The sequence below is a fragment of the Streptomyces bambusae genome, assembly GCF_019400985.1.
Taxonomy (GTDB): Bacteria; Actinomycetota; Actinomycetes; order Streptomycetales; family Streptomycetaceae; genus Streptomyces; species Streptomyces bambusae_A.
This window is the reverse complement of sequence record NZ_WTFF01000009.1, coordinates 20,755-44,170: the sequence shown is the minus strand read 5'-3', so window position 1 is coordinate 44,170 and position 23,416 is coordinate 20,755. Positions and strand designations below refer to the sequence as shown.

Genomic DNA, 23,416 nt, shown 5'->3' with positions numbered 1-23,416 from the left:
AGTGCTCGACGTCAACTTCTTCGACGAGCTGCGGATCGGCCTTGCCACCGCGGACGACATCCGTACCTGGTCGCACGGCGAGGTAAAGAAGCCGGAGACCATCAACTACCGCACCCTGAAGCCCGAAAAGGACGGACTCTTCTGCGAGAAGATCTTCGGTCCGACCCGGGACTGGGAGTGCTACTGCGGCAAGTACAAGCGTGTCCGCTTCAAGGGCATCATCTGTGAGCGGTGTGGCGTCGAGGTCACCCGCGCCAAGGTGCGCCGTGAGCGGATGGGCCACATCGAGCTGGCCGCTCCCGTCACCCACATCTGGTACTTCAAGGGCGTCCCGTCGCGCCTGGGCTACCTGCTGGACCTGGCGCCGAAGGACCTCGAGAAGGTCATCTACTTCGCCGCGTACATGATCACGTTCGTGGACGAGGAGCGTCGTACCCGCGACCTGCCGTCCCTGGAGGCCCACGTCTCCGTCGAGCGCCAGCAGATCGAGAACCGCCGTGACGCGGACCTCGAGGCCCGCGCCAAGAAGCTGGAGACGGACCTCGCCGAGCTCGAGGCCGAGGGTGCCAAGGCCGACGTGCGCCGCAAGGTGCGCGAGGGCGCCGAGCGCGAGATGAAGCAGCTCCGCGACCGCGCGCAGCGCGAGATCGACCGCCTCGACGAGGTGTGGAACCGCTTCAAGAACCTCAAGGTCCAGGACCTGGAGGGCGACGAGCTCCTCTACCGCGAGCTGCGTGACCGCTTCGGCACGTACTTCGACGGCTCGATGGGTGCCGCGGCGCTGCAGAAGCGCCTGGAGTCCTTCGACCTGGAGGAGGAGGCCGAGCGCCTCCGCGAGATCATCCGTACCGGCAAGGGCCAGAAGAAGACCCGTGCGCTCAAGCGCCTCAAGGTCGTCTCCGCGTTCCTGCAGACCAGCAACAGCCCCAAGGGCATGGTCCTGGACTGCGTCCCGGTCATCCCGCCGGACCTGCGTCCGATGGTGCAGCTGGACGGTGGCCGCTTCGCGACCTCCGACCTGAACGACCTGTACCGCCGTGTGATCAACCGCAACAACCGCCTGAAGCGCCTGCTCGACCTCGGTGCCCCCGAGATCATCGTGAACAACGAGAAGCGGATGCTCCAGGAGGCGGTCGACGCCCTCTTCGACAACGGCCGTCGCGGCCGCCCGGTCACGGGCCCCGGCAACCGTCCGCTGAAGTCCCTCAGCGACATGCTGAAGGGCAAGCAGGGTCGATTCCGTCAGAACCTGCTCGGCAAGCGAGTCGACTACTCGGCGCGTTCCGTCATCGTCGTCGGCCCGCAGCTGAAGCTGCACCAGTGCGGTCTGCCCAAGGCCATGGCGCTGGAGCTCTTCAAGCCGTTCGTGATGAAGCGCCTGGTCGACCTGAACCACGCGCAGAACATCAAGTCGGCCAAGCGCATGGTCGAGCGCGGCCGCACCGTCGTGTACGACGTCCTCGAAGAGGTCATCGCCGAGCACCCGGTGCTGCTGAACCGTGCGCCCACGCTGCACCGCCTCGGCATCCAGGCCTTCGAGCCGCAGCTGGTCGAGGGCAAGGCCATCCAGATCCACCCGCTCGTCTGCACCGCCTTCAACGCGGACTTCGACGGTGACCAGATGGCCGTGCACCTGCCGCTGTCCGCGGAGGCGCAGGCCGAGGCCCGCATCCTGATGCTGTCCTCGAACAACATCCTCAAGCCGGCCGACGGCCGTCCGGTCACGATGCCGACCCAGGACATGGTCCTCGGTCTGTTCTTCCTGACCACCGACGGTGAACTGCGCGACACCAAGGGCGAGGGCCGTTCCTTCGGCTCCACGGCCGAGGCGATCATGGCGTTCGACGCCGGTGAGCTCGCGCTGCAGTCGCAGGTCGACATCCGCTTCCCCGTGGGCACCATCCCGCCGCGCGGCTGGGTCCCCCCGGTCGCCGAGGAGGGTGAGCAGGAGTTCCAGCCGGGCGACAGCTTCCGCCTGCGGACCTCCCTGGGCCGTGCGCTCTTCAACGAGCTGCTGCCCGAGGACTACCCGTTCGTCGACTACTCGGTGGGCAAGAAGCAGCTCTCCGAGATCGTCAACGACCTGGCCGAGCGCTACCCCAAGGTCATCGTGGCGGCGACGCTCGACAACCTGAAGGCGGCCGGCTTCCACTGGGCGACCCGTTCCGGTGTCACCGTGGCCATCTCCGACGTCGTCGTGCCCGAGGCCAAGAAGGCCATCGTCGCGGGCTACGAGGCGCAGGACGAGAAGGTCCAGAAGCAGTACGAGCGCGGTCTGATCACCAAGGACGAGCGCACGCAGGAGCTCATCGCGATCTGGACCAAGGCGACCAACGAGGTCGCCGAGGCGATGAACGCGAACTTCCCCAAGACCAACCCCATCTTCATGATGGTTGACTCGGGTGCCCGAGGAAACATGATGCAGATGCGGCAGATCGCCGGTATGCGTGGTCTGGTGTCGAACGCGAAGAACGAGACCATCCCGCGTCCGATCAAGGCGTCCTTCCGCGAGGGCCTGTCCGTGCTGGAGTACTTCATCTCCACCCACGGTGCCCGTAAGGGTCTGGCCGACACCGCCCTGCGTACCGCCGACTCGGGTTACCTGACCCGTCGTCTGGTGGACGTCTCGCAGGACGTGATCATCCGCGAGGAGGACTGCGGCACCGAGCGCGGTCTGAAGCTGAAGATCGCGGTCCGCGGCGAGGACGGCGTCCTGCGCAAGGCCGACGACGTCGAGACCTCCGTGTACGCCCGCATGCTGGCCGAGGACGTCGTCGTCGACGGCAAGGTCATCGCGCCGGCGAACGTGGACCTCGGCGACGTCCTGATCGACGCCCTGGTCGCCAACGGCGTCGAGGAGGTCAAGACCCGCTCGGTCCTGACCTGTGAGTCCGCGGTCGGCACCTGTGCCTTCTGCTACGGACGCTCGCTCGCCACCGGCAAGCTGGTCGACATCGGTGAGGCGGTCGGCATCATCGCCGCCCAGTCCATCGGTGAGCCCGGTACCCAGCTGACGATGCGTACCTTCCACACCGGTGGTGTGGCCGGTGACGACATCACCCAGGGTCTGCCGCGTGTCGTCGAGCTCTTCGAGGCCCGTACCCCGAAGGGTGTCGCCCCGATCTCCGAGGCCGCCGGCCGCGTGCGGATCGAGGAGACCGAGAAGACCAAGAAGATCGTCATCACGCCGGACGACGGCTCCGACGAGACCGCCTACCCGATCTCGAAGCGTGCGCGCGTCGAGGTCACCGAGGGCGACCACGTCGAGGTGGGCCAGAAGCTCACCGCGGGTGCCACCAACCCGCACGACGTGCTGCGCATCCTCGGCCAGCGGGCCGTCCAGGTCCACCTGGTCGGCGAGGTCCAGAAGGTCTACAACTCGCAGGGCGTGTCGATCCACGACAAGCACATCGAGATCATCATCCGGCAGATGCTCCGCCGCGTGACGATCATCGAGTCCGGCGACGCCGAGCTGCTCCCGGGCGAGCTCGTCGAGCGCTCGCGCTTCGAGTCCGAGAACCGTCGGGTCGTGACGGAGGGTGGCCACCCGGCCTCCGGCCGTCCGCAGCTGATGGGTATCACCAAGGCCTCGCTGGCGACGGAGTCCTGGCTGTCGGCCGCCTCCTTCCAGGAGACGACCCGAGTCCTGACGGACGCGGCGATCAACGCCAAGTCCGACAGCCTCATCGGCCTCAAGGAGAACGTCATCATCGGTAAGCTCATCCCGGCCGGTACGGGCCTGTCCCGCTACCGCAACATCCGGGTCGAGCCCACCGAGGAGGCGAAGGCCGCGATGTACTCGGCCGTCGGCTACGACGACATCGACTACTCGCCCTTCGGCACCGGCTCCGGCCAGGCTGTCCCGCTGGAGGACTACGACTACGGCCCGTACAGCGGCTAAGAGTCACTGAAGAAGCCCCTGCCCACTCCGAAAGGAGCGGGTCAGGGGCTTCTTCGCGTTTCGGGGGCTCACCGGTCACGGGAGGTGGTGCAGCCGCGTCCGTCACGGGAGGTGGTGCGCCGCGTCCGTCACGGGAGGTGGTGCGCCGCGTCCGCGGGTGCGGCCGTACGGCCTCCCGGATCATCCGGCCGGCCGGTCAGTGCACTGATCGCAGAGCCGGTGCGTCCTCGGAACCGGACGGCGCGGCGGTGGCCGGGGTGGGCCGGCGGCGGCGGGAGATGGCCGTGGCCGTGAGGAGGGTCAGGAGGGCCAGGGCGGCGCCCGCCAGGCCGGGGAGGAGGCCCCTGGGGGTGAAGGTGCACGTGAGGCTGGTCGTGCCCGGGGGGAGGTCGAAGGCGAGGAGCCCGTGGAAGGGCCTGGCCGGCAGGGAGCACTGCCAGCCCGGGGCGGCCGTGGTGGAGACGACGGCGGTGCCGGTGCTGCCCGGAGGCAGGGTGGCCTTCAGGGTGTGGCCGCCGGCCTCGACGCGCGTGGCGCCCGTCGCGGTCAGCCCGCGGACCGCAGCGTCCAGCTGTGCGCGGTCCAGGCAGCCGATCGGGTGCTCGGGGGCCGTGGCGCCCCCGTCGTCGTCCGGACGGACCGTGACCGCGAGATTGCCGGAGGAGGGGACCGGGCCGAGCGGTACGACGCCCGTCATGCGGTGCTCCAGCGGCTGCTCGCTGTGCGGGCCGGCCAGGGTGCCGCGGAGCTCGGGGGAGTACCAGAAGGCCTGGGAGCCGGGGGTGCAGCGGGCGGTGTACGTCTGCTCGGCCGCCGCGGCGCCGCGGGCCACGGCCGGGACCTCGTACACGGCGGAGCCCAGGACGTTCTCCTGGCGCGCGTACACGCTGTCGGCGGGGGCCGGCGAGGTGAACGGCGCCGGGCGGACCGTGACCAGCGGCGGAGCGGGGAAGCGGTCGGCCTCCCACAGGGCGCCGGCGTCGCCGGCCGGGCGGACCCGGGCGCCGATGGCGAAGATCGCGTCGAGCACGGGGTTGTCGGCGCCGAAGACGGTCCGGCCGTCGTTCTTGTAGCCGTAGCCCAGGGGCTCCAGGGCCTGGAAGGTGGCCGCCGGGAGGTAGCTGCTGTAGTACTGCGGGCCCTCCGCGCGCAGGGCGAGGGCGTCGTTGTACGAGGTCTGCGGGGAGCCGGAGTCCGTGCGGTACGCCGGCCAGCCGGATGCCCGCCGCACCGCCTCGGCGTGCTCGTTGATCGAGCGGCTGGAGGTGGCGGTCGGCTTGGCCCAGCGTTCGCGGGCGCGTCGGGCATCGGCGCCCGCGGCGGCGACGGCCGACTCGGCGAACACCACGCCGGCCATCAGCACGGCGGCGACCGGGACCAGGACCCGCCGCTTCCCGCCCGGCTTCCCGCCCGGCCTCTCGCCCGCCGTCCCGCCCGGCCTCTCGCCCAGCCACAGCAGGACCAGCGCCAGCAGGGAGACGCCGCCGCCACCGAGCACGGCCGGCCAGGTCCAGCCCCCGAAGTCGTCGGTGTGGCGGAGCAGGAAGGCCGCCGCCACCAGCACGGCCGCGCCGGCCGCCACGTGCAGCGGCCGCGGGCGGGCGGCCAGCGCCAGCCAGGCCACGACGACCAGCATCCCGGAGAACACGAAGGCCTCGCGGTACGGATTGCCGTTCGGCACCGCCAGGCCGTGCCACACGAACTGGGTCGGCGGGAACTGGAACGAGGCCGCCACGGCCGCGACCGCCGCCGTCCACACCAGCCGCGTACGGCGGGCGACGGCCGTGTTGAACAGGAACGACACGGCCAGGATCAGCCCGAGCGAGGCGATGTACAGCCGCGGCCGGCCGCCCCACAGATGGGTGGCGGGCAGCATCCCGCTGAAGAAGATCTCCGACCGGACCGGCTCGAAGGACGCGGCCCCGGTCGGCTGCGCCGCCCCGCTGGAGAGGAACGACGGCAGCAGGAGGGGGAGGGTGAGGAGCACGCCGGTCACGGCCGCCGCGGACGCCCGCCCCAGCGCACGCAGCCTCTGCCGGCCGGTCAGGTCGAGCACGATCAGCCGGACGGCCAGCAGCACGACCGCCGCCATCGTGGCCATCATGGCGGTGTAGAAGTTGCCCAGCCAGGCGAGCGCGACCAGCAGGGTCGCGGCGGACCAGCGGCGCTCCTGGAGGCACCATTCCACGGCGATGCCGAGCATCGGCAGGGCGGCCAGGCCCCACAGCCACATGGGGATGTACGAGGCGTCGGACAGGGCCCAGCCGCACAGGCCGTACGTCGCCCCGAGCACGCCCCGCTGCCACCACGGGCCCGGCGCCAGCCGGCCCAGGTACACCGTCATCAGGGCGGCCGCCAGGCCCATCGTCAGCGGGGTGACCACGAAGACGGCGAGGTCCACGTGCTCGCGCGGGACCAGGACGGCCAGCCAGGACAGCGGGTTGCCGAGGTAGGTGTGGTAGTCGGAGAGGAACTGCTGGCCGAAGCCGCCGCGCCAGCTGAACAGCAGGTCGCCGGCCGCCTCCCCGTGCACCAGGTCCCACAGCGCCCGGTGGAAGGGGACGTACTGGTGTGCCTGGTCGTTGATCGCCCGGCCGGTGTTGCCGAAGGGGAAGGTGCCGCGCGCCACCCAGGCCGTGCAGAACGCGCCCGAGGCGAGGAGGAAGGCCAGCAGGGGACCGTAGAGGGCGCCCGGCCACCCGGCCGGCCACCGCGGACTCCGCAGGCTCCGAGGACTCCGTGGACGGCTGTTCGGGGTCCCCAATGTGCTGCTCCTGCTCCCTGTGGTCGCGGCCGGCGCTCGGCGTGGACGTGCCGGATCGTCGGGCAGTGTAGTTCGCCGGGCGATGCGTGCCGTTCCGTACCGATCCGCGCGAGTCCTGCGCTCGCACCCTGCGCGCGGGTGCGAGCGGGGGCGCGAGCGGGGGCGCGAGCCGTGGTGGCGGGCCTCGCGCAGCCGTCGTACGGGCCGTCGTACGGGGCCTGCGGCGGGGCTTTTGTTTTGACCGGAGTGAGTGCGGTAGGTACGCTCAGACCTTGTGCCTGGGGTGTGCTCGGGCTCCTGTGCGTGTCGACAACCGCACGCGAGCCGTATCAGCCACCGCGATCCTCGATCGTTTCCGCACTTCGCGGAAGCGTTCCGGATCCGACACACCCGACCGCGTGGGTCGGCAAAGTTCCAGGTTAGCTTTACTACACGGCACACAGAAACCGGAGAAGTAGTGCCTACGATCCAGCAGCTGGTCCGTAAGGGCCGGCAGGACAAGGTCGAGAAGACGAAGACGCCCGCGCTCGAGGCTTCGCCCCAGCGTCGCGGCGTCTGCACGCGTGTGTTCACGACCACCCCGAAGAAGCCGAACTCGGCCCTCCGTAAGGTCGCGCGTGTGCGTCTGACCTCGGGCATCGAGGTCACGGCCTACATTCCGGGTGAGGGACACAACCTGCAGGAGCACTCGATCGTGCTCGTGCGTGGTGGCCGTGTGAAGGACCTGCCGGGTGTTCGTTACAAGATCATCCGCGGTGCGCTTGACACCCAGGCTGTCAAGAACCGCAAGCAGGCCCGCAGCCGCTACGGCGCCAAGAAGGAGAAGTAAGAATGCCTCGTAAGGGCCCCGCCCCGAAGCGCCCGGTCATCATCGACCCGGTCTACGGTTCTCCTCTGGTGACCTCGCTCATCAACAAGATCCTCCTGAACGGCAAGCGCTCCACCGCCGAGCGCATCGTCTACGGCGCCATGGAAGGCCTCCGCGAGAAGACCGGCAACGACCCGGTCATCACGCTGAAGCGCGCGCTGGAGAACGTCAAGCCGTCCCTCGAGGTCAAGTCCCGCCGCGTCGGTGGCGCGACCTACCAGGTCCCCGTCGAGGTCAAGCCGGGTCGCCAGTCGACCCTGGCCCTCCGCTGGCTCGTGGGCTACTCCCGCGCCCGTCGCGAGAAGACCATGACCGAGCGCCTCATGAACGAGCTGCTGGACGCCTCCAACGGCCTCGGCGCTTCGGTCAAGAAGCGCGAGGACACGCACAAGATGGCCGAGTCCAACAAGGCCTTCGCGCACTACCGCTGGTAGTCGCAACCCCCATCGAGACCGAGAGAAGACTGAGCCGATATGGCTACCACTTCGCTTGACCTGGCCAAGGTGCGCAACATCGGCATCATGGCCCACATCGACGCGGGCAAGACGACCACCACCGAGCGCATCCTGTTCTACACCGGTGTGTCTTACAAGATCGGTGAGGTCCACGACGGCGCCGCCACGATGGACTGGATGGAGCAGGAGCAGGAGCGCGGCATCACCATCACGTCCGCCGCGACGACCTGCCACTGGCCGCTCGAGAACGTCGATCACACGATCAACATCATCGACACCCCGGGCCACGTGGACTTCACGGTCGAGGTGGAGCGTTCGCTCCGCGTCCTCGACGGTGCCGTCACGGTGTTCGACGGTGTGGCCGGTGTTGAGCCGCAGTCCGAGACGGTGTGGCGCCAGGCCGACCGTTACGGCGTGCCCCGCATCTGCTTCGTCAACAAGCTCGACCGCACCGGCGCCGAGTTCCACCGCTGCGTCGACATGATCAAGGACCGCCTGGGCGCGGTTCCGATCGTGATGCAGCTCCCCATCGGTGCCGAGGCCGACTTCCAGGGTGTCGTCGACCTCGTCACGATGAAGGCGTTCGTCTGGTCCGCCGAGGCGACCAAGGGCGAGATGTACGACATCGTCGACATCCCGGCCACGCACACCGAGGCCGCTGAAGAGTGGCGCGGCAAGCTGGTCGAGACCGTCGCCGAGAACGACGACGAGATCATGGAGCTCTTCCTGAACGGCGACGAGCCGTCCGTGGAGCAGCTGCACGCCGCCGTCCGTCGCATCATCCTCAGCTCCGGCAAGGGTGGCGGCACGACCGTCACCGCGGTGTTCTGTGGCACGGCGTTCAAGAACAAGGGTGTTCAGCCCCTGCTCGACGCCGTCGTCCGCTACCTGCCGTCGCCCCTGGACATCGAGGCCATCGAGGGCCACGACGTCAAGGACGCCGAGGTCGTCGTGAAGCGCAAGCCGTCCGACGACGAGCCCCTCTCGGCGCTGGCGTTCAAGATCATGAGCGACCCGCACCTCGGCAAGCTCACCTTCGTCCGGGTTTACTCGGGCCGCCTGGAGTCCGGCTCTTCGGTGCTGAACTCCGTCAAGGGCAAGAAGGAGCGCATCGGCAAGATCTACCGCATGCACGCGAACAAGCGTGAGGAGATCGACTCGGTGGGCGCCGGCGACATCGTCGCCGTCATGGGCCTGAAGCAGACCACCACCGGTGAGACGCTGTGCGACGAGAAGAACCAGGTGATCCTGGAGTCCATGGACTTCCCGGCGCCGGTCATCCAGGTCGCGATCGAGCCCAAGTCCAAGGGTGACCAGGAGAAGCTGGGTGTCGCCATCCAGCGCCTCGCGGAGGAGGACCCCTCCTTCCAGGTCCACTCGGACGAGGAGACCGGCCAGACCATCATCGGCGGTATGGGCGAGCTGCACCTCGAGGTGCTGGTCGACCGCATGCGCCGTGAGTTCAAGGTCGAGGCCAACGTCGGCAAGCCGCAGGTGGCCTACCGCGAGACGATCCGCAAGGCCGTCGAGCGCGTGGACTACACGCACAAGAAGCAGACCGGTGGTACGGGTCAGTTCGCCAAGGTCCAGATCGGCATCGAGCCGATCGAGGGTGGCGACGCCTCGTACGAGTTCGTGAACAAGGTCACCGGTGGCCGCATCCCCAAGGAGTACATCCCCTCGGTGGACGCGGGTGCTCAGGAGGCCATGCAGTTCGGCATCCTGGCCGGCTACGAGATGACCGGCGTCCGCGTCATCCTCCACGACGGCGCGTACCACGAGGTCGACTCCTCCGAGCTCGCGTTCAAGATCGCCGGTTCGCAGGCCTTCAAGGAGGCCGCGCGCAAGGCCAGCCCCGTGCTGCTCGAGCCGATGATGGCCGTCGAGGTCACCACGCCCGAGGACTACATGGGCGAGGTCATCGGCGACATCAACTCCCGCCGTGGCCAGATCCAGGCCATGGAGGAGCGTCACGGCGCCCGCATCGTCAAGGGCCTCGTGCCGCTGTCGGAGATGTTCGGCTACGTCGGAGACCTCCGCAGCAAGACCTCGGGTCGCGCAAGCTACTCGATGCAGTTCGACTCCTACGCCGAGGTTCCCCGGAACGTCGCCGAGGAGATCATCGCGAAGGCCAAGGGCGAGTAACTCTTCCGAGTTCACGCTTTAGGCTTGTCACCGGAGCCTCTGGGGCAACAGGAGTCACCACTTCTCGTTGCCCCGGAGGGCCGGCATTCCAGCAAAGATCACCTGGCGCCGATGAGTAAGGCGTACAGAACCACTCCACAGGAGGACCCCAGTGGCGAAGGCGAAGTTCGAGCGGACTAAGCCGCACGTCAACATCGGCACCATCGGTCACATTGACCACGGTAAGACGACCCTCACGGCCGCCATTACCAAGGTGCTGCACGACGCGTACCCGGACCTGAACGAGGCCTCGGCCTTCGACCAGATCGACAAGGCTCCTGAGGAGCGCCAGCGCGGTATCACCATCTCCATCGCGCACGTCGAGTACCAGACCGAGGCGCGTCACTACGCCCACGTCGACTGCCCGGGTCACGCGGACTACATCAAGAACATGATCACCGGTGCCGCGCAGATGGACGGCGCCATCCTCGTGGTCGCCGCCACCGACGGCCCGATGCCGCAGACCAAGGAGCACGTGCTCCTGGCCCGCCAGGTCGGCGTTCCGTACATCGTCGTCGCCCTGAACAAGGCCGACATGGTGGACGACGAGGAGATCCTGGAGCTCGTCGAGCTCGAGGTCCGTGAGCTCCTGTCCGAGTACGAGTTCCCGGGCGACGACCTGCCGGTCGTCCGCGTCTCCGCGCTCAAGGCCCTCGAGGGCGACAAGGAGTGGGGCGAGAAGCTCCTCGGCCTCATGTCCGCCGTGGACGAGGCCATCCCGACCCCCGAGCGTGACGTCGACAAGCCGTTCCTGATGCCGGTCGAGGACGTCTTCACGATCACCGGTCGTGGCACCGTCGTCACCGGTCGTATCGAGCGCGGTCTGCTCAAGGTCAACGAGACCGTCGACATCATCGGCATCCGTCCGGAGAAGACCACCACCACGGTCACCGGCATCGAGATGTTCCGCAAGCTGCTCGACGAGGGCCAGGCCGGTGAGAACGTCGGTCTGCTGCTCCGCGGCATCAAGCGCGAGGACGTCGAGCGCGGCCAGGTCATCATCAAGCCGGGCTCGGTCACCCCGCACACCGAGTTCGAGGCCCAGGCCTACATCCTGTCGAAGGACGAGGGTGGCCGTCACACCCCGTTCTTCAACAACTACCGCCCGCAGTTCTACTTCCGTACCACGGACGTGACCGGCGTCGTGACCCTCCCCGAGGGCACCGAGATGGTCATGCCGGGCGACAACACCACCATGTCCGTCCAGCTGATCCAGCCGGTCGCCATGGAGGAGGGCCTGAAGTTCGCCATCCGTGAGGGTGGCCGGACCGTCGGCGCCGGCCAGGTCACCAAGATCACGAAGTAAGTTCCGACTTCTTCGGGTCCGACCTGGCAGCCCGCCAGCGGGCAACTGGTTCGACCGAAGGGCCCCGTCCCACCGCGCAAGCGGGGGGACGGGGCCCTTTGTCGTTCACGGCGTCAGCCGCGGCTGGGTGGTCCGGCAGCGTCACCTGCGCCGTCGTCCGTCACCACGGAGCGGCGTTCGGTTTGCGGTGCCACCACCAGTGCGCGGGGTCGGCATCCCTGCGCCTGCGCCGCAGCCAAGGGTCCAGCTCTCCCGTGACGTCCTCGGCCGTGCACGCGTCGAAACGCGCGTCCAGCGATCCCAGCAGGGACGACAGTTCTCGCCTGGGACCTTCGGGCATTCGGGAAAGTGCGCCTTCCAGGGCGTCCCGGTGGTCGAGATCGTTCTCGAACTCGCTGAAGAGGTACTGGTCGTTCGGAGGCCTCTTGCCCTCCAGGAATCCGATCAGACGTTCCCAGCTCAGGAACCGGTTCTTGAGCGAGTGCGCGGGGGTGACGATGCGGCTGCGGATCGCCGGCCCCGCGCGGAGCCTCTCGGCCTCCAGCTGCGCCCGATCGGCCTTCGAGACCTCCCGCAGGGTTTCCGCAGACAGCCTGCGCCAGCGGTCTTCCGATTCCGTGGCTGCACTAATCGCCATTGATCTGCTCCAAGAAGTAGTCGTATCCCCGGCTCGGCTGCATGAAGGTCCCGTTGTCCCCTTCGCGGATGATCATGGTCTGTGTCGGGTCGTCCCACCATGCCCAGCGCGGCGTTCCTGAGGGGGTGTTCCGCATCCTGATTCCCGGAGTTGCCCTCATCGTGTCTTCGATGTACTCGGCCACATCGTCCGGGTGCACGCCGGCAATGGAGCGCTGCGAGGCGTGGGCTGCGATCTTGTCGGCGACGAGCGAGACGTTCCCCTTCTGGCTCGCAGCGTCTCGCTTGCCGATTTCGTAGGCCGCCAGCCCCAGAGGGTCCGACCACGTGTAGGGGTTGGGGACATAGGCCCGGGGGTTCGGGGACGGGGCCAGGCCCAGGGGGTCCGGGGTGAGGTAGCGGGCTGTGGCCGGGTCGTAGGTGCGGAAGACGTTGTGGTGGAGGCCCGTCTCCGGGTCGAAGTACTGGCCCGGGAAGCGGAGCGGGGTGTACGTCGTCGCGTCGCGGTTCCAGCTCGTCGTGCCCCAGAGCGTGCGGCGGGTGTGCCATGCCGGGGCGCCGTCCTCGTCCAGCAGGTGGGTCGGGGTGCCGACCAGGTCCGTGACGATCGAGAAGAAGCGGTCGTCCGTCGTGCCGAGGACGCGTTCCGCCTGGGTGAGCGGGTGCAGGCCGTCATGGGTCCAGGTGAGGGTGACCCGGGCATCCGTCGTCTGTTCGCAGAGGGTGGTCCCGTCCCAGGTGAAGAGGACCTCCTCGGCGACCTCGCCCGTCGGTGACAGGCGCTGCTTCGCGGTGCGGCGGCCCAGGGGGTCGTAGGTGTAGCGCCACACCGTGCCGTCGGGCGTGATCACCGCGGCGAGCTGGTCCTCGGCGTTCCACTCGTAGCGCCAGGTCTCCGGCTTGCGTGACAGGCGGGTCTTCCGGCGCAGCGTGACCCGGCCGAGGGCGTCGTACTCGTAGCGGTAGGCGCCGGCCCGGGTGATGCGGGTGCCCTCGTACGTCCGCTCGCCGCGCGCCTCGGCGCCCGGGTGGCGCTCGGGCCAGGTCGCGGAGGTCTGGTTGCCGGCATGGTCGTAGGCGTAGCGCTCCGACCAGCGGGGCTCCTCCACGGCCGTGACGCGGCCTGCCGTGTCGAGGGTGAAGTGGCGGTCGTCGACCGCGGTGACATGGCCGTCGGCCCGGTACGCGTAGTCCCGGCGCAGGCCCGCGAAGCGCTGCGTGGTCAGGCGGCCGCGCGTGTCGTACTGCTGGGTGAGGGCGGCTGCGCCGGCGCCGGTGAGCGTACGCGTGAGCTCCCGGCCGGCCGCGTCGCGCTCGAAGGTCAGGGTGCGGCCCGAGGTGGTGAGCGTCGCACGGCGGCCCGCCGGGTCGTACGTCCAGACGGACTCGGCACCGGTGGGCGTGGCACGCGCCGTGCGCCGGCCGACGAGGTCGTGGTCGTAGGTGACGGTGCGGCCGTTCACCGTTTCGGAGCGGAGCCGTCCCGCACCGTCGCGGAGCCAGGTGACGGTCGTGGTCGCGGAGGTCGCGGCCGCCAGGGCGTCCGAGGCGTCGTACGTGTACGTGGTGGAGCCGTCGGGCGTGGTCTTGCGGGTGACCTGGCCGAGGGCGTTGTGCTCGTAGCGCGTCGTGGCGCCGACGGCGTTCGTACGGGCGGTCAGGCGGCCGGCCACGTCATAGGTGTAGGTGGTCGTCCGGCCGTCGTAGTCGGTCTCCGAGGCGAGGCGGCCCGTCGGGTCGTAGGCGTAGCTCCAGGTCAGGCCCAGCGGGTCGGTGACCGACGTCAGGCGGAGCTCGGTGTCGTGGGTGAAGGTGTACCGCGCCCCGTCCGGGGTCGTCCGGGACGTCAGGAGATCGAAGTCGCCGTACTCGCTGGACGTCACCCCGCCCGCGGCGTCGGTGTGGCTGAGGCAGTTGCCCTCGCCGTCGTACGTCCAGGACTCCGACGTGCCGTCCGCGTGCGTGCGGTGCAGCAGGTGGCCTTCGGCGCTCCAGGTCAGGCGGGTCGGGCGGCCCAGGGGGTTCGTGATCACGGTCGGGCGGCCGAAGGCGTCGTGCGTGTACGCCGTCCTCGCGCCCAGGGGGTCCGTCGTCGCCGTGACCCGGCCGGCCGCGTCGCACTCGACCGTCGTCACGTGGCCGAGGGCGTCCGTGACCGAGGCCAGGTGGCCGCGCTCGTCGTACGAGAAGCGGGTCGTGGCACCGGCAGGGTCGGTGATCGAGGTGCGGTTGCCGCGCTCGTCGTACGTCTGGCGGACAACCGTGCCGTCCGGGTCGACCGCCTTCACCGGGAGCCCGAGCGCGTTGTACTCGGCTCGCGCCTCCCGGCCGTCGGGGCGGCTGACGGAGCGGAGAAGGCCCTGGTCGTCGTACGTCAGGCCGGTGGTGTGGCCCAGGGGGTCCGTGCGGGAGAGGAGGCGGTTGTAGAGGTCGTACGTCGACGTCGTGACGGCCCCCGCGGGGTCGGTCTCGGCCACGACCTGGGCGCGGTCGTTGATCGTGTAGAGCGTTCGGGCGCCGAGGGAGTCGGTGACCGTGGTCTGCCCGTCCCCGTAGGCGAAGCGGATGTCCAGGTGGCCGTTCCCGCCGGACTGGGCCACGCAGCGGTGCCGGTCGTCGTAGACGTAGTGGAAGCTGCGGTCGTTGGTGTCGGTCCAGCTGGTGATCCGGCCCTCGGGGTCGTACGTGAAGCGCAGGGGGATGCCCGAGGAGTTCGTCACCTCGGTGAGGTGGCCCTCGGTGTAGCCGTAGCGGAGCACCGGTGTGCCGTCCGCCAGGGACAGGCCCGTGATCCGGCCGTCCGACACGGTGAGGGCCAGGTCGTAGCCGCCGCTGTGGGTGATCGACAGGGGCGTGCCCTGCTCGTCGTACGCGTACGAGATCCACGCGCCGTTGCGGTCGCTGAGCTGCACGAGCAGGCCGGTCGCCGAGAAGTGGCGGATGTGGCCCGTGGCCGGGTCGGTGACCGTGTACGTGCCGTCGGGCTCCTGCACCAGGGGCCAGCGCCGGCCGAGTGAGGGGAGGACGGGACGGCCGGGCGCCGCCGGGTGCGGGTAGGTGAGGAGGCTGCCGTCCTCGCCGACCAGGACCAGCCCTTCCGCGTCGATCTCCAGGCGCTGGTCCACGGTGGAGGCCCAGGTGGGCCCGAACCAGCGGCCGCTACGGCGGGCAGATTCGAAAGTTCGGCCGAATATGAGCGGTAATGACCCGGAGAGGACGAGGTCGGTCTGGGGCAGGACCATTCGGCCGGTGGCCACGTCCACCGGGTCGCCCTCGCAGATCAGATCCGTACCGGAACGGGACGTACCGTGCGGATCGGCGTCCGCCTGGTCCCTGGGCGTCTTCCGGGGTAGGTCGTCGAGGAGGCGGGCCGCTCCGGCGGCGCCGCGGGCCCCGCCGGCCGCTGCGCCGAGACCCTTCGAGCCGACGGCTTCCGGCAGGAGCTTCCCGCCGAATTCGGAGGGGTCCTGCAACGCGCTGTCGGCCATGGCCTTGGCGGTGGCGGCGGGGTCGTTGGCGGCCGTGAGGAAGTTGGCACCCATGCTGTTGAGGCCCATGGCGTGCTCGGTCGGGTGGGTCATGTTGTACGGGTCGTTGGAGTTGAGCGCTCGGGCGAGGTTGGCCAGGCCGGCCACGCCCTTGGTGATGCCGCCGACGAAGTGGTTGGCCTGGGCGCTGTTGCGTACGAACTCGGTCAGCGCGATGTCCTTCGCCGAGACCTTCGGTGCCGCGTCCCGGGCCTGCGCCAGGGCCCGGGCCGACGTGGCGGCGACGTCGTCGCGCTGGCGGCGCGCCTCGGCAAGCTTCTGGCGGGCCGCCGTGATGCCGTCCGCGCCCGGATCGGTGAAGCCGGCGGGGCGGGCGGGCAGCGGGTCCCGGCGGGACTTCACGGCGCTCTCGTAGTCCTTGACCCACGTGTCGTACGCGGTGCGGGCGTTCTCCGAGAGTTCGACGGCGGCCTTGTACTCGTCGAGGGCCTCCTTGGCCAGGCCCTGCGCCCACGCCACGGTGTCGGCGAACCGGCCGACCGCCGCGGCCGCCGTCTCGAAGGCGGCCGCGGCGGCGAACCAGCGGGGGGCCGACTCCTGCACGGAGGCGCGGAAGGCGTCCGCCGTCGCACCTGAGATGCCGCCCGTCGCGAGCCGCTTCAGCCCCTCACCGGTGCGGAGGAAGGCCGCGTGGAAGTCACGCAGGTGCCCGGCGGTCGCCCGAAGGCTTGCGGGGCTGCCGTGGACCAGTTGCTTCGGGTCGTCCGTCTGGCCGAGCTCGACCTCGTCGACCTCGGCGCCGAGGCGGTTCGCCGCGGAGTTGGACGTGTTGCGGACGGCGTTCGCGCCGGACTGCCAGCCGACGTCCTCCAGCGCGTCGGCGGTCTTGTCGCCCAGCCATTCGACGGTTTCGCCCGCGAAGGCGGCGCCCCGCTCCAGCCAGTTCTCGTCGCCCATCAGAAGCTGCCGCCCTGGTCGGAGCCCAGCTGGTCGGAGCCCTGCCGGTCGGGGGCCGGCTCGCCCGGGGCCTGACCGCCCCTGACCTGGTCGAGGGCCGCGCGGTCCATGCCCGTGGCGTCGGCGGCCCGCTCCAGAAAGTCCCCTCCGATGCCTTCGTTCATCAGGCCCTGCTTGGTGGCGGCCCAGGTGCGGTCGAACTCCTCCCGGGTCTGCCGGGCCTGCTCGGGGGTCTCCCGGGTGAACATGTGGTCCGCGAAGATGGCGTCCAGCGACTTCCGCTCGACCTCGTCCTCCGACGCGTACGGATTGCCGATGCCGGCGTTGGCCAGCACCTTGAAGGCACCCTTGCGGTACTGGTCCTCCTCCCAGAGCGACCCTGCCGCGATGCCCAACTGGTGCGCGAGCCCGCTGGTCCTGATCACCAGGCTGCTCACGCCCGCGTCCCAGCGGTCGCAGAACTCCTCCAGTGCCGCGGCCACCGAGGGGTGGCCGGCCTCCAGACCGGTCAGCGTGAGCTTGTGCAGACCGGAGCCGGCTGCGGCCGACGTCTCCATCGTGAACTCGCGGAACTCGCCGATCGCGGACCGTAACCCGTCCTGGATGTTCTGCACCGCCACCGGGTCCATCACCAGGTCTTCGCTGCTGTCACTGCTCAAGATCCCCACCCCCAGGTTTTCGAGGAGGCTAGGGGACGGGGCCGACAGCGCTTGTCCTCCGGGGGCGGATCCGGCCAGGTGGGGCGGTGATTACGGGCGGGTCTCGGGGGGAGGGGCGGGGGATGGATTTCGGTCAGGGCGTGAGATGCTCCGCGGCGCATGGTCATGACAGACAGGGTGGGGAACGGCAGTAGTGGGACAGAGCGACGAACAGCGGTCCGTCAGTGATGAGGAGTGGGCCGCGTTCATGCGGCGGGCCGAGCAGGGGGCCGGGGCGGCGCCCGAGGAGCCGTCCGCGCGGGCGCGGATGGTGACCGAGCGGCTGCGCCGGGAGGACGAGGAGCGGGCCGGGGCGCAGAAGAAGCGCTTCGGGCGGAAGGGCAAGCCCGTGCGGAACGAGCCGGAGGGCTGGCGGACCGGGCCCGCCTGGCAGGAGATGGAGGGGCGGAGGAAGCCCGGGCCGGTCCGGATCGCCCTGATCCTCCTTCTGATCGCCGGGCTCGCGCTGATCGCGATGCGGCCCGAGCTGCTGATCGACCGGATCACGGGGAAGGCCGAGGGCGCGGCCAAGGGGCGGCAGCCGCTGCCCGCCGAGACGGTACGGCCCTCCGCGGCGCCGGACGACATGTACCCGGACCGCGGCACCCTGAAGGAGCCGTTCCGCGGGTCGCCGGCCGTCCAGTGGGCCGACGGGGCCGCGGGCATCGAACTGCCCGAGGCCAAGGCGGTCAACGGGGTGTCCCAGGAGCAGATCGCCGCGCACCTGGGCCGGGCGAAGGAGTTCCTGGTCGCGGCCAACCTGGACCCCGCCACGCTGCGCGGCGAGCGGCCCGAGCGCGCGCTGAAGCTGCTGGACCCGCTGGACAAGGAGACCAAGGACCTGGCCGAGAAGTCGCTGGCCCGGCCCACGGCCACCGACGACCCGCTGATGATGTTCACCCGGTTCAAGCCGTCCGAGGTGCAGCCGGCCGGCCCGGTGGTCAAGGTCCGCGGGCACATGGAGCTGAAGCCGGGCGAGGCCCAGGGGCAGGCCGAGGTGGTGGCGGACTACACCTTCGTCTACCCGGTGGTCAGGCCCGGCGGCAGTGGCGTGGAGCGCACGATCGTGCGGCGGCAGCTCACCTTCTCCGTCGTGGACACCCGCAGGTGGCAGAGCACGGCCGGCACGCTCTGGGTGCGCCAGTTCCAGCACGAGATCGCCAACAGCTCCTGCGACACCTCCGACGGCTTCCTGCACCCCGAGTTCCCGGGCTCCGCGCCGGCCACGAACGGCCCGACGCCGTCCGGCCCGCCGGTCGATCCGTACGACCGGAGCAAGAGCCTGGACCAGAACGGGCAGGAGGGGTGCGGGGTCGTCTCCCGTACCTGAGCAGGCCCGGGACGGGGCCGGAAGCGGCCCCGTTCCCGCCCCGCGCGGCGGACCGCATGCCGCGGTTTGATCTCCTCGCCGGGCGGGGTATTCTCTACGGCCCCGATTGGCGCAGTACGTGTCTCGTATGGCAGACTGTCGGGGTTGCTCGGTTGAGTGCCGATGCTGCGCGCCTCCCGCCGGGAGGACCGGAAGCGAGTCCCACAGTACTCGTCGCCTTCACCTGCCCCTCGGGGCAGCAATGGGGCGGACGTACGGGAATCTTCCGGGAAGCGTGGGCGGGGTGCCGACCAGGCACTCGGTGGGTGTCTCTCCCCCGAAGCGTGGCCCCGGCGGGCCGCATCCCCTTGGTAAGGGAATTTCCGTATGGGAATTTTCTGAGAGGGAACGCGACACGCCCGACCGCGTGGGTCGGAGGGAGGCGGCGTGAAAGCGCAGCCGACCGAGTTCCAGAGCGTTTGACTAGACAAAGGACTACTGAGTAGCCATGGCGGGACAGAAGATCCGCATCCGGCTCAAGGCCTACGACCACGAGGTCATCGACTCCTCGGCGAAGAAGATCGTCGAGACGGTGACCCGCACTGGTGCGTCGGTCGCGGGCCCGGTGCCGCTGCCCACTGAGAAGAACGTGTACTGCGTCATCAAGTCGCCGCACAAGTACAAGGACTCGCGCGAGCACTTCGAGATGCGCACGCACAAGCGCCTGATCGACATCCTCGACCCGACGCCCAAGACCGTTGACTCGCTGATGCGCCTGGACCTTCCGGCCGGCGTCGACATCGAGATCAAGCTCTGAGAGGCGCGGAGAAGATGGCTAAGCAGATCAAGGGCGTCCTGGGCGAGAAGCTCGGCATGACCCAGGTCTGGGACGAGAACAACCGTGTCGTCCCGGTGACCGTCGTCAAGGCCGGGCCCTGCGTTGTCACCCAGGTCCGTACCAATGACGTCGACGGCTACGAGTCGGTCCAGATCGCCTTCGGCGAGATCGACCCGCGCAAGGTGAACAAGCCCCTCAAGGGCCACTTCGCCAAGGCCGACGTGACCCCGCGCCGCCACCTGGTGGAGCTCCGTACCTCCGACGCCAGCGAGTACACGCTCGGCCAGGAGATCACCGCTGCCGTGTTCGAGTCCGGCGTCAAGGTTGACGTCACGGGCAAGAGCAAGGGCAAGGGCTTCGCCGGTGTCATGAAGCGCCACAACTTCCGTGGTCTGGGTGCCGGTCACGGTACGCAGCGCAAGCACCGCTCTCCCGGTTCCATCGGTGGCTGCGCCACCCCGGGCCGTGTGTTCAAGGGCCTCCGCATGGCTGGCCGCATGGGCAACGAGCGGGTCACCACCCAGAACCTGACCGTTCACGCCGTTGACGCGGAGAAGGGCCTGCTGCTCATCAAGGGCGCGGTTCCTGGTCCGAACGGCGGCCTCGTCCTGGTCCGCACTGCGGCCAAGGGGGCCTGAGGACTATGAGCACCATTGACATTCTGTCGCCTGCCGGCGACAAGACCGGGACCGTCGAGCTCCCGGCCGAGATCTTCGACGCCAAGGTCAGCGTTCCGCTGATCCACCAGGTCGTCGTCGCGCAGCTGGCCGCGGCCCGTCAGGGTACGCACAAGGTCAAGACGCGTGGCGAGGTCCGCGGTGGTGGCAAGAAGCCGTACCGCCAGAAGGGCACCGGCCGCGCCCGTCAGGGTTCGACCCGTGCGCCGCAGTTCGCCGGCGGTGGCGTCGTGCACGGCCCCGTGCCGCGTGACTACTCGCAGCGGACCCCAAAGAAGATGAAGGCCGCCGCCCTGCGTGGCGCCCTCACCGACCGGGCCCGTCACTCCCGCATCCACGTCGTCTCCGGCGTGGTCGAGGGTGCCGCCTCCACCAAGGCCGCCAAGACGCTGTTCGGCAAGATCTCGGAGCGCAAGAACCTGCTCCTGGTCGTCGAGCGTGCCGACGAGGCCGCGTGGCTGTCCGCCCGCAACCTGCCCCAGGTGCACATCCTGGAGCCGGGCCAGCTGAACACGTACGACGTGCTCGTCTCGGACGACGTGGTCTTCACCCAGGCCGCTTTCGAGTCCTTCGTGTCTGGCCCCAAGGCCGCCGAGACCGAAGGGAACGAGGGCTGATGTCTGAGGCCACGATCACCAGCAAGACCTTCACGGACCCGCGCGACCTGCTGATCAAGCCGGTCGTCTCCGAGAAGAGCTACGCGCTGCTGGACGAGAACAAGTACACGTTCATCGTCGACCCCCGCGCCAACAAGACCCAGATCAAGCAGGCCGTCGAGGCGGTCTTCTCGGTCAAGGTCGCCGGGGTGAACACGATCAACCGCCAGGGCAAGCGCAAGCGCACCCGCACCGGTTTCGGTAAGCGCGCCAACACCAAGCGCGCCATCGTGACCCTTGCCGAGGGCGACCGTATCGACATCTTCGGCCAGGCCTCCTAACGGAGCGCCCTGGTCCGAATATCGGACGAGGACTGAGAAATGGGTATCCGCAAGTACAAGCCGACGACTCCGGGCCGTCGTGGCTCCAGCGTCGCCGACTTTGTCGAGATCACGCGGTCCACGCCGGAGAAGTCGCTGGTCCGTCCCCTGCACAGCAAGGGCGGCCGTAACAACGCCGGTCGTGTGACCGTTCGCCACCAGGGTGGCGGACACAAGCGCGCCTACCGTGTGATCGACTTCCGTCGTCACGACAAGGACGGCGTGCCGGCCAAGGTCGCGCACATCGAGTACGACCCCAACCGCACCGCGCGCATCGCCCTCCTGCACTACGCGGACGGCGAGAAGCGCTACATCATCGCTCCGCGCGGCCTGAACCAGGGCGACCGGATCGAGAACGGCCCGACGGCCGACATCAAGCCCGGTAACAACCTGGCCCTCCGCAACATCCCGGTCGGTACCACGATCCACGCGATCGAGCTCCGTCCCGGCGGCGGTGCCAAGTTCGCCCGTTCCGCGGGTGCCTCCGTGCAGCTGCTGGCGAAGGAAGGTGCCATGGCGCACCTCCGTATGCCGTCCGGTGAGATCCGCCTGGTCGACGTGCGCTGCCGCGCCACCGTCGGCGAGGTCGGCAACGCCGAGCAGTCGAACATCAACTGGGGCAAGGCCGGCCGCATGCGCTGGAAGGGCGTCCGCCCGACCGTCCGCGGTGTCGCCATGAACCCGGTCGACCACCCGCACGGTGGTGGTGAGGGCAAGACCTCCGGTGGTCGCCACCCGGTCAGCCCGTGGGGTCAGAAGGAAGGCCGTACTCGTTCGCCCAAGAAGGCGTCGAACAAGTACATCGTCCGCCGCCGCAAGACGAACAAGAAGCGCTAGGAGCGGGTTTAGATGCCGCGCAGTCTCAAGAAGGGGCCCTTCGTCGACGACCACCTCATCAAGAAGGTGGACGCCCAGAACGAAGCCGGCACCAAGAACGTCATCAAGACCTGGTCCCGTCGCTCGATGATCATCCCGGCCATGCTCGGCCACACGATCGCGGTGCACAACGGCAAGACCCATGTCCCGGTGTTCGTCACCGAGTCCATGGTCGGCCACAAGCTCGGCGAGTTCTCGCCGACTCGCACCTTCCGCGGCCACGTCAAGGACGACCGGAAGTCGAAGCGCCGCTAATCGCGGGGTGGGAACGACTATGACTTACACCGAAGGGACAACCATGGAAGCCAGGGCCCAGGCGCGGTACATCCGCGTCACGCCCATGAAGGCCCGCCGTGTGGTGGACCTCATCCGTGGCATGGACGCCACGGAGGCCCAGGCGGTCCTGCGTTTCGCCCCGCAGGCCGCGTCTGTGCCGGTCGGCAAGGTGCTCGACAGCGCCATCGCCAACGCCGCGCACAACTACAACCACACGGACGCCTCCTCGCTCTTCATCAGCGAGGCGTTTGTTGACGAGGGCCCGACCCTGAAGCGGTTCCGTCCGCGCGCCCAGGGCCGTGCCTACCGGATCCGCAAGCGGACCTCCCACATCACCGTGGTCGTCAGCAGCAAGGAAGGAACCCGGTAATGGGCCAGAAGGTAAACCCGCACGGGTTCCGGCTCGGCATCACCACCGACTTCAAGTCGCGTTGGTACGCCGACAAGCTGTACAAGGACTACGTCAAGGAAGACGTCGCCATCCGTCGGATGATGACGTCCGGCATGGAGCGCGCCGGCATCTCGAAGGTTGAGATCGAGCGCACCCGTGACCGTGTCCGCGTGGACATCCACACCGCCCGTCCGGGCATCGTCATCGGCCGCCGTGGCGCCGAGGCCGACCGCATCCGCGGCGACCTCGAGAAGCTCACCGGCAAGCAGGTCCAGCTGAACATCCTCGAGGTCAAGAACCCCGAGGTCGACGCTCAGCTCGTGGCCCAGGCCGTTGCCGAGCAGCTGTCCTCCCGCGTCTCCTTCCGTCGGGCCATGCGCAAGAGCATGCAGTCCGCCATGAAGGCCGGCGCCAAGGGCATCAAGATCCAGTGTGGCGGCCGTCTCGGCGGCGCCGAGATGTCCCGCTCGGAGTTCTACCGCGAGGGTCGTGTGCCGCTGCACACGCTGCGCGCGAACGTCGAGTACGGCTTCTTCGAGGCCAAGACCACCTTCGGCCGCATCGGCGTGAAGGTCTGGATCTACAAGGGCGACGTCAAGAACATCGCCGAGGTCCGCGCCGAGAACGCTGCGGCCCGTGCGGGTAACCGCCCGGCCCGTGGTGGCGCTGACCGCCCCGCCGGCCGTGGTGGCCGCGGTGGCGAGCGTGGCGGCCGTGGCGGCCGCAAGCCGCAGCAGGCTGCTGCGACCGAGGCCCCCAAGGCCGAGGCCGCTGCCGCCGCTCCGGCCGAGAGCACCGGAACGGAGGCCTGACCGA

At 69.3% G+C, this 23,416-nt stretch carries 18 protein-coding genes; 14 read left to right on the top strand and 4 right to left on the bottom strand.

What is annotated here, in order from left to right; translation table 11 throughout:
• Position 1: 1 nt before the first annotated feature.
• Complete coding sequence (locus GPJ59_RS02950; protein WP_219664745.1) at positions 2–3,901, top strand: DNA-directed RNA polymerase subunit beta'; 3,900 nt, start codon at positions 2–4, stop codon at positions 3,899–3,901.
• Positions 3,902–4,097: 196 nt separating this feature from the next.
• Here GPJ59_RS02950 and GPJ59_RS02945 read toward each other — a convergent pair whose 3' ends face one another.
• Positions 4,098–6,665, bottom strand: coding sequence for a YfhO family protein (locus tag GPJ59_RS02945; protein WP_258023772.1), 2,568 nt, complete (start codon positions 6,663–6,665; stop codon positions 4,098–4,100).
• 457 nt (positions 6,666–7,122) lie between these two features.
• Between GPJ59_RS02945 and rpsL the strand changes: the two genes are divergently transcribed.
• From rpsL to tuf, 4 genes are all read left to right on the top strand, one after another.
• A complete protein-coding gene (rpsL, locus tag GPJ59_RS02940) occupies positions 7,123–7,494 on the top strand; it encodes a 30S ribosomal protein S12 (RefSeq protein ID WP_007265893.1) in 372 nt (123 codons plus the stop codon).
• Between the two features lie 2 nt (positions 7,495–7,496).
• On the top strand, positions 7,497–7,967 hold the full coding sequence (rpsG, locus tag GPJ59_RS02935) for a 30S ribosomal protein S7 (protein ID WP_125642252.1): 471 nt from the start codon (positions 7,497–7,499) through the stop codon (positions 7,965–7,967).
• A gap of 39 nt (positions 7,968–8,006) precedes the next feature.
• Positions 8,007–10,133, top strand: a complete 2,127-nt coding sequence (gene fusA / locus GPJ59_RS02930; RefSeq protein WP_219664744.1) for an elongation factor G — start codon at positions 8,007–8,009, stop codon at positions 10,131–10,133.
• Positions 10,134–10,284: 151 nt separating this feature from the next.
• A complete protein-coding gene (tuf, locus tag GPJ59_RS02925) occupies positions 10,285–11,478 on the top strand; it encodes an elongation factor Tu (protein WP_219664743.1) in 1,194 nt (397 codons plus the stop codon).
• Between the two features lie 160 nt (positions 11,479–11,638).
• Here the strand turns inward: tuf and GPJ59_RS02920 are convergent, their stop codons facing one another.
• From GPJ59_RS02920 to GPJ59_RS02910, 3 genes are read right to left on the bottom strand one after another with little or no spacing between them, the layout of a single operon-like run.
• On the bottom strand, positions 11,639–12,115 hold the full coding sequence (locus GPJ59_RS02920; protein ID WP_219664742.1) for a hypothetical protein: 477 nt from the start codon (positions 12,113–12,115) through the stop codon (positions 11,639–11,641).
• Positions 12,105–16,559 (bottom strand): putative T7SS-secreted protein, encoded by a 4,455-nt coding sequence (locus GPJ59_RS02915; protein WP_258023771.1) that lies wholly within the window; start codon positions 16,557–16,559, stop codon positions 12,105–12,107. Before GPJ59_RS02915 ends, GPJ59_RS02920 begins: the two co-directional genes overlap by 11 nt.
• Positions 16,559–17,218: a hypothetical protein gene (locus GPJ59_RS02910; protein WP_219664741.1), complete on the bottom strand. Its 660-nt coding sequence runs from the start codon at positions 17,216–17,218 to the stop codon at positions 16,559–16,561. The genes GPJ59_RS02915 and GPJ59_RS02910 overlap by 1 nt, the downstream gene beginning before the upstream one ends.
• Before the next feature lie 193 nt (positions 17,219–17,411).
• On the opposite strand from GPJ59_RS02910, the gene GPJ59_RS02905 reads away from it, so the two are divergent.
• The 9 genes from GPJ59_RS02905 (at position 17,412) to rpsC (ending at position 23,412) form a co-directional block, all read left to right on the top strand.
• Positions 17,412–18,587, top strand: a complete 1,176-nt coding sequence (locus GPJ59_RS02905; RefSeq protein WP_219664740.1) for a hypothetical protein — start codon at positions 17,412–17,414, stop codon at positions 18,585–18,587.
• Between the two features lie 487 nt (positions 18,588–19,074).
• Positions 19,075–19,383, top strand: coding sequence for a 30S ribosomal protein S10 (gene rpsJ / locus GPJ59_RS02900; protein ID WP_003948644.1), 309 nt, complete (start codon positions 19,075–19,077; stop codon positions 19,381–19,383).
• A 14-nt stretch (positions 19,384–19,397) separates the two neighbouring features.
• Positions 19,398–20,042, top strand: a complete 645-nt coding sequence (gene rplC / locus GPJ59_RS02895; RefSeq protein WP_003956465.1) for a 50S ribosomal protein L3 — start codon at positions 19,398–19,400, stop codon at positions 20,040–20,042.
• 5 nt (positions 20,043–20,047) lie between these two features.
• Entirely contained in the window at positions 20,048–20,698 is a 651-nt protein-coding gene (rplD, locus tag GPJ59_RS02890; RefSeq protein ID WP_219664739.1) for a 50S ribosomal protein L4, read from the top strand.
• Positions 20,698–21,018 (top strand): 50S ribosomal protein L23, encoded by a 321-nt coding sequence (gene rplW, locus GPJ59_RS02885; protein WP_219664738.1) that lies wholly within the window; start codon positions 20,698–20,700, stop codon positions 21,016–21,018. The genes rplD and rplW overlap by 1 nt, the downstream gene beginning before the upstream one ends.
• 39 nt (positions 21,019–21,057) lie before the next feature.
• Positions 21,058–21,894 carry a 50S ribosomal protein L2 gene (gene rplB, locus GPJ59_RS02880; RefSeq protein ID WP_125642230.1) on the top strand — a complete coding sequence of 279 codons (837 nt, stop codon included), beginning with the start codon at positions 21,058–21,060 and terminating at the stop codon, positions 21,892–21,894.
• A gap of 12 nt (positions 21,895–21,906) precedes the next feature.
• On the top strand, positions 21,907–22,188 hold the full coding sequence (rpsS, locus tag GPJ59_RS02875; protein ID WP_166628878.1) for a 30S ribosomal protein S19: 282 nt from the start codon (positions 21,907–21,909) through the stop codon (positions 22,186–22,188).
• A 43-nt stretch (positions 22,189–22,231) separates the two neighbouring features.
• The gene (rplV, locus tag GPJ59_RS02870; protein WP_030201575.1) at positions 22,232–22,579 is read left to right on the top strand and encodes a 50S ribosomal protein L22; all 348 of its coding nucleotides are present in this window, start codon (positions 22,232–22,234) and stop codon (positions 22,577–22,579) included.
• A complete protein-coding gene (gene rpsC / locus GPJ59_RS02865; protein WP_219664737.1) occupies positions 22,579–23,412 on the top strand; it encodes a 30S ribosomal protein S3 in 834 nt (277 codons plus the stop codon). The genes rplV and rpsC overlap by 1 nt, the downstream gene beginning before the upstream one ends.
• Positions 23,413–23,416: the final 4 nt, after the last annotated feature.

What these genes read in the sequence shown, in the direction of transcription:
- rpsG (WP_125642252.1), top strand. Translation starts at nt 7,497, where the DNA reads ATGCCTCGTAAGGGCCCCGCCCCGAAGCGCCCGGTCATCATCGACCCG.
- fusA (WP_219664744.1), top strand. Translation starts at nt 8,007, where the DNA reads ATGGCTACCACTTCGCTTGACCTGGCCAAGGTGCGCAACATCGGCATC.
- GPJ59_RS02920 (WP_219664742.1), bottom strand. Translation starts at nt 12,115, where the DNA reads ATGGCGATTAGTGCAGCCACGGAATCGGAAGACCGCTGGCGCAGGCTG.
- GPJ59_RS02915 (WP_258023771.1), bottom strand. Translation starts at nt 16,559, where the DNA reads ATGGGCGACGAGAACTGGCTGGAGCGGGGCGCCGCCTTCGCGGGCGAA.
- rpsJ (WP_003948644.1), top strand. Translation starts at nt 19,075, where the DNA reads ATGGCGGGACAGAAGATCCGCATCCGGCTCAAGGCCTACGACCACGAG.
- rplC (WP_003956465.1), top strand. Translation starts at nt 19,398, where the DNA reads ATGGCTAAGCAGATCAAGGGCGTCCTGGGCGAGAAGCTCGGCATGACC.
- rplD (WP_219664739.1), top strand. Translation starts at nt 20,048, where the DNA reads ATGAGCACCATTGACATTCTGTCGCCTGCCGGCGACAAGACCGGGACC.
- rplW (WP_219664738.1), top strand. Translation starts at nt 20,698, where the DNA reads ATGTCTGAGGCCACGATCACCAGCAAGACCTTCACGGACCCGCGCGAC.
- rplB (WP_125642230.1), top strand. Translation starts at nt 21,058, where the DNA reads ATGGGTATCCGCAAGTACAAGCCGACGACTCCGGGCCGTCGTGGCTCC.
- rpsS (WP_166628878.1), top strand. Translation starts at nt 21,907, where the DNA reads ATGCCGCGCAGTCTCAAGAAGGGGCCCTTCGTCGACGACCACCTCATC.
- rplV (WP_030201575.1), top strand. Translation starts at nt 22,232, where the DNA reads ATGGAAGCCAGGGCCCAGGCGCGGTACATCCGCGTCACGCCCATGAAG.
- rpsC (WP_219664737.1), top strand. Translation starts at nt 22,579, where the DNA reads ATGGGCCAGAAGGTAAACCCGCACGGGTTCCGGCTCGGCATCACCACC.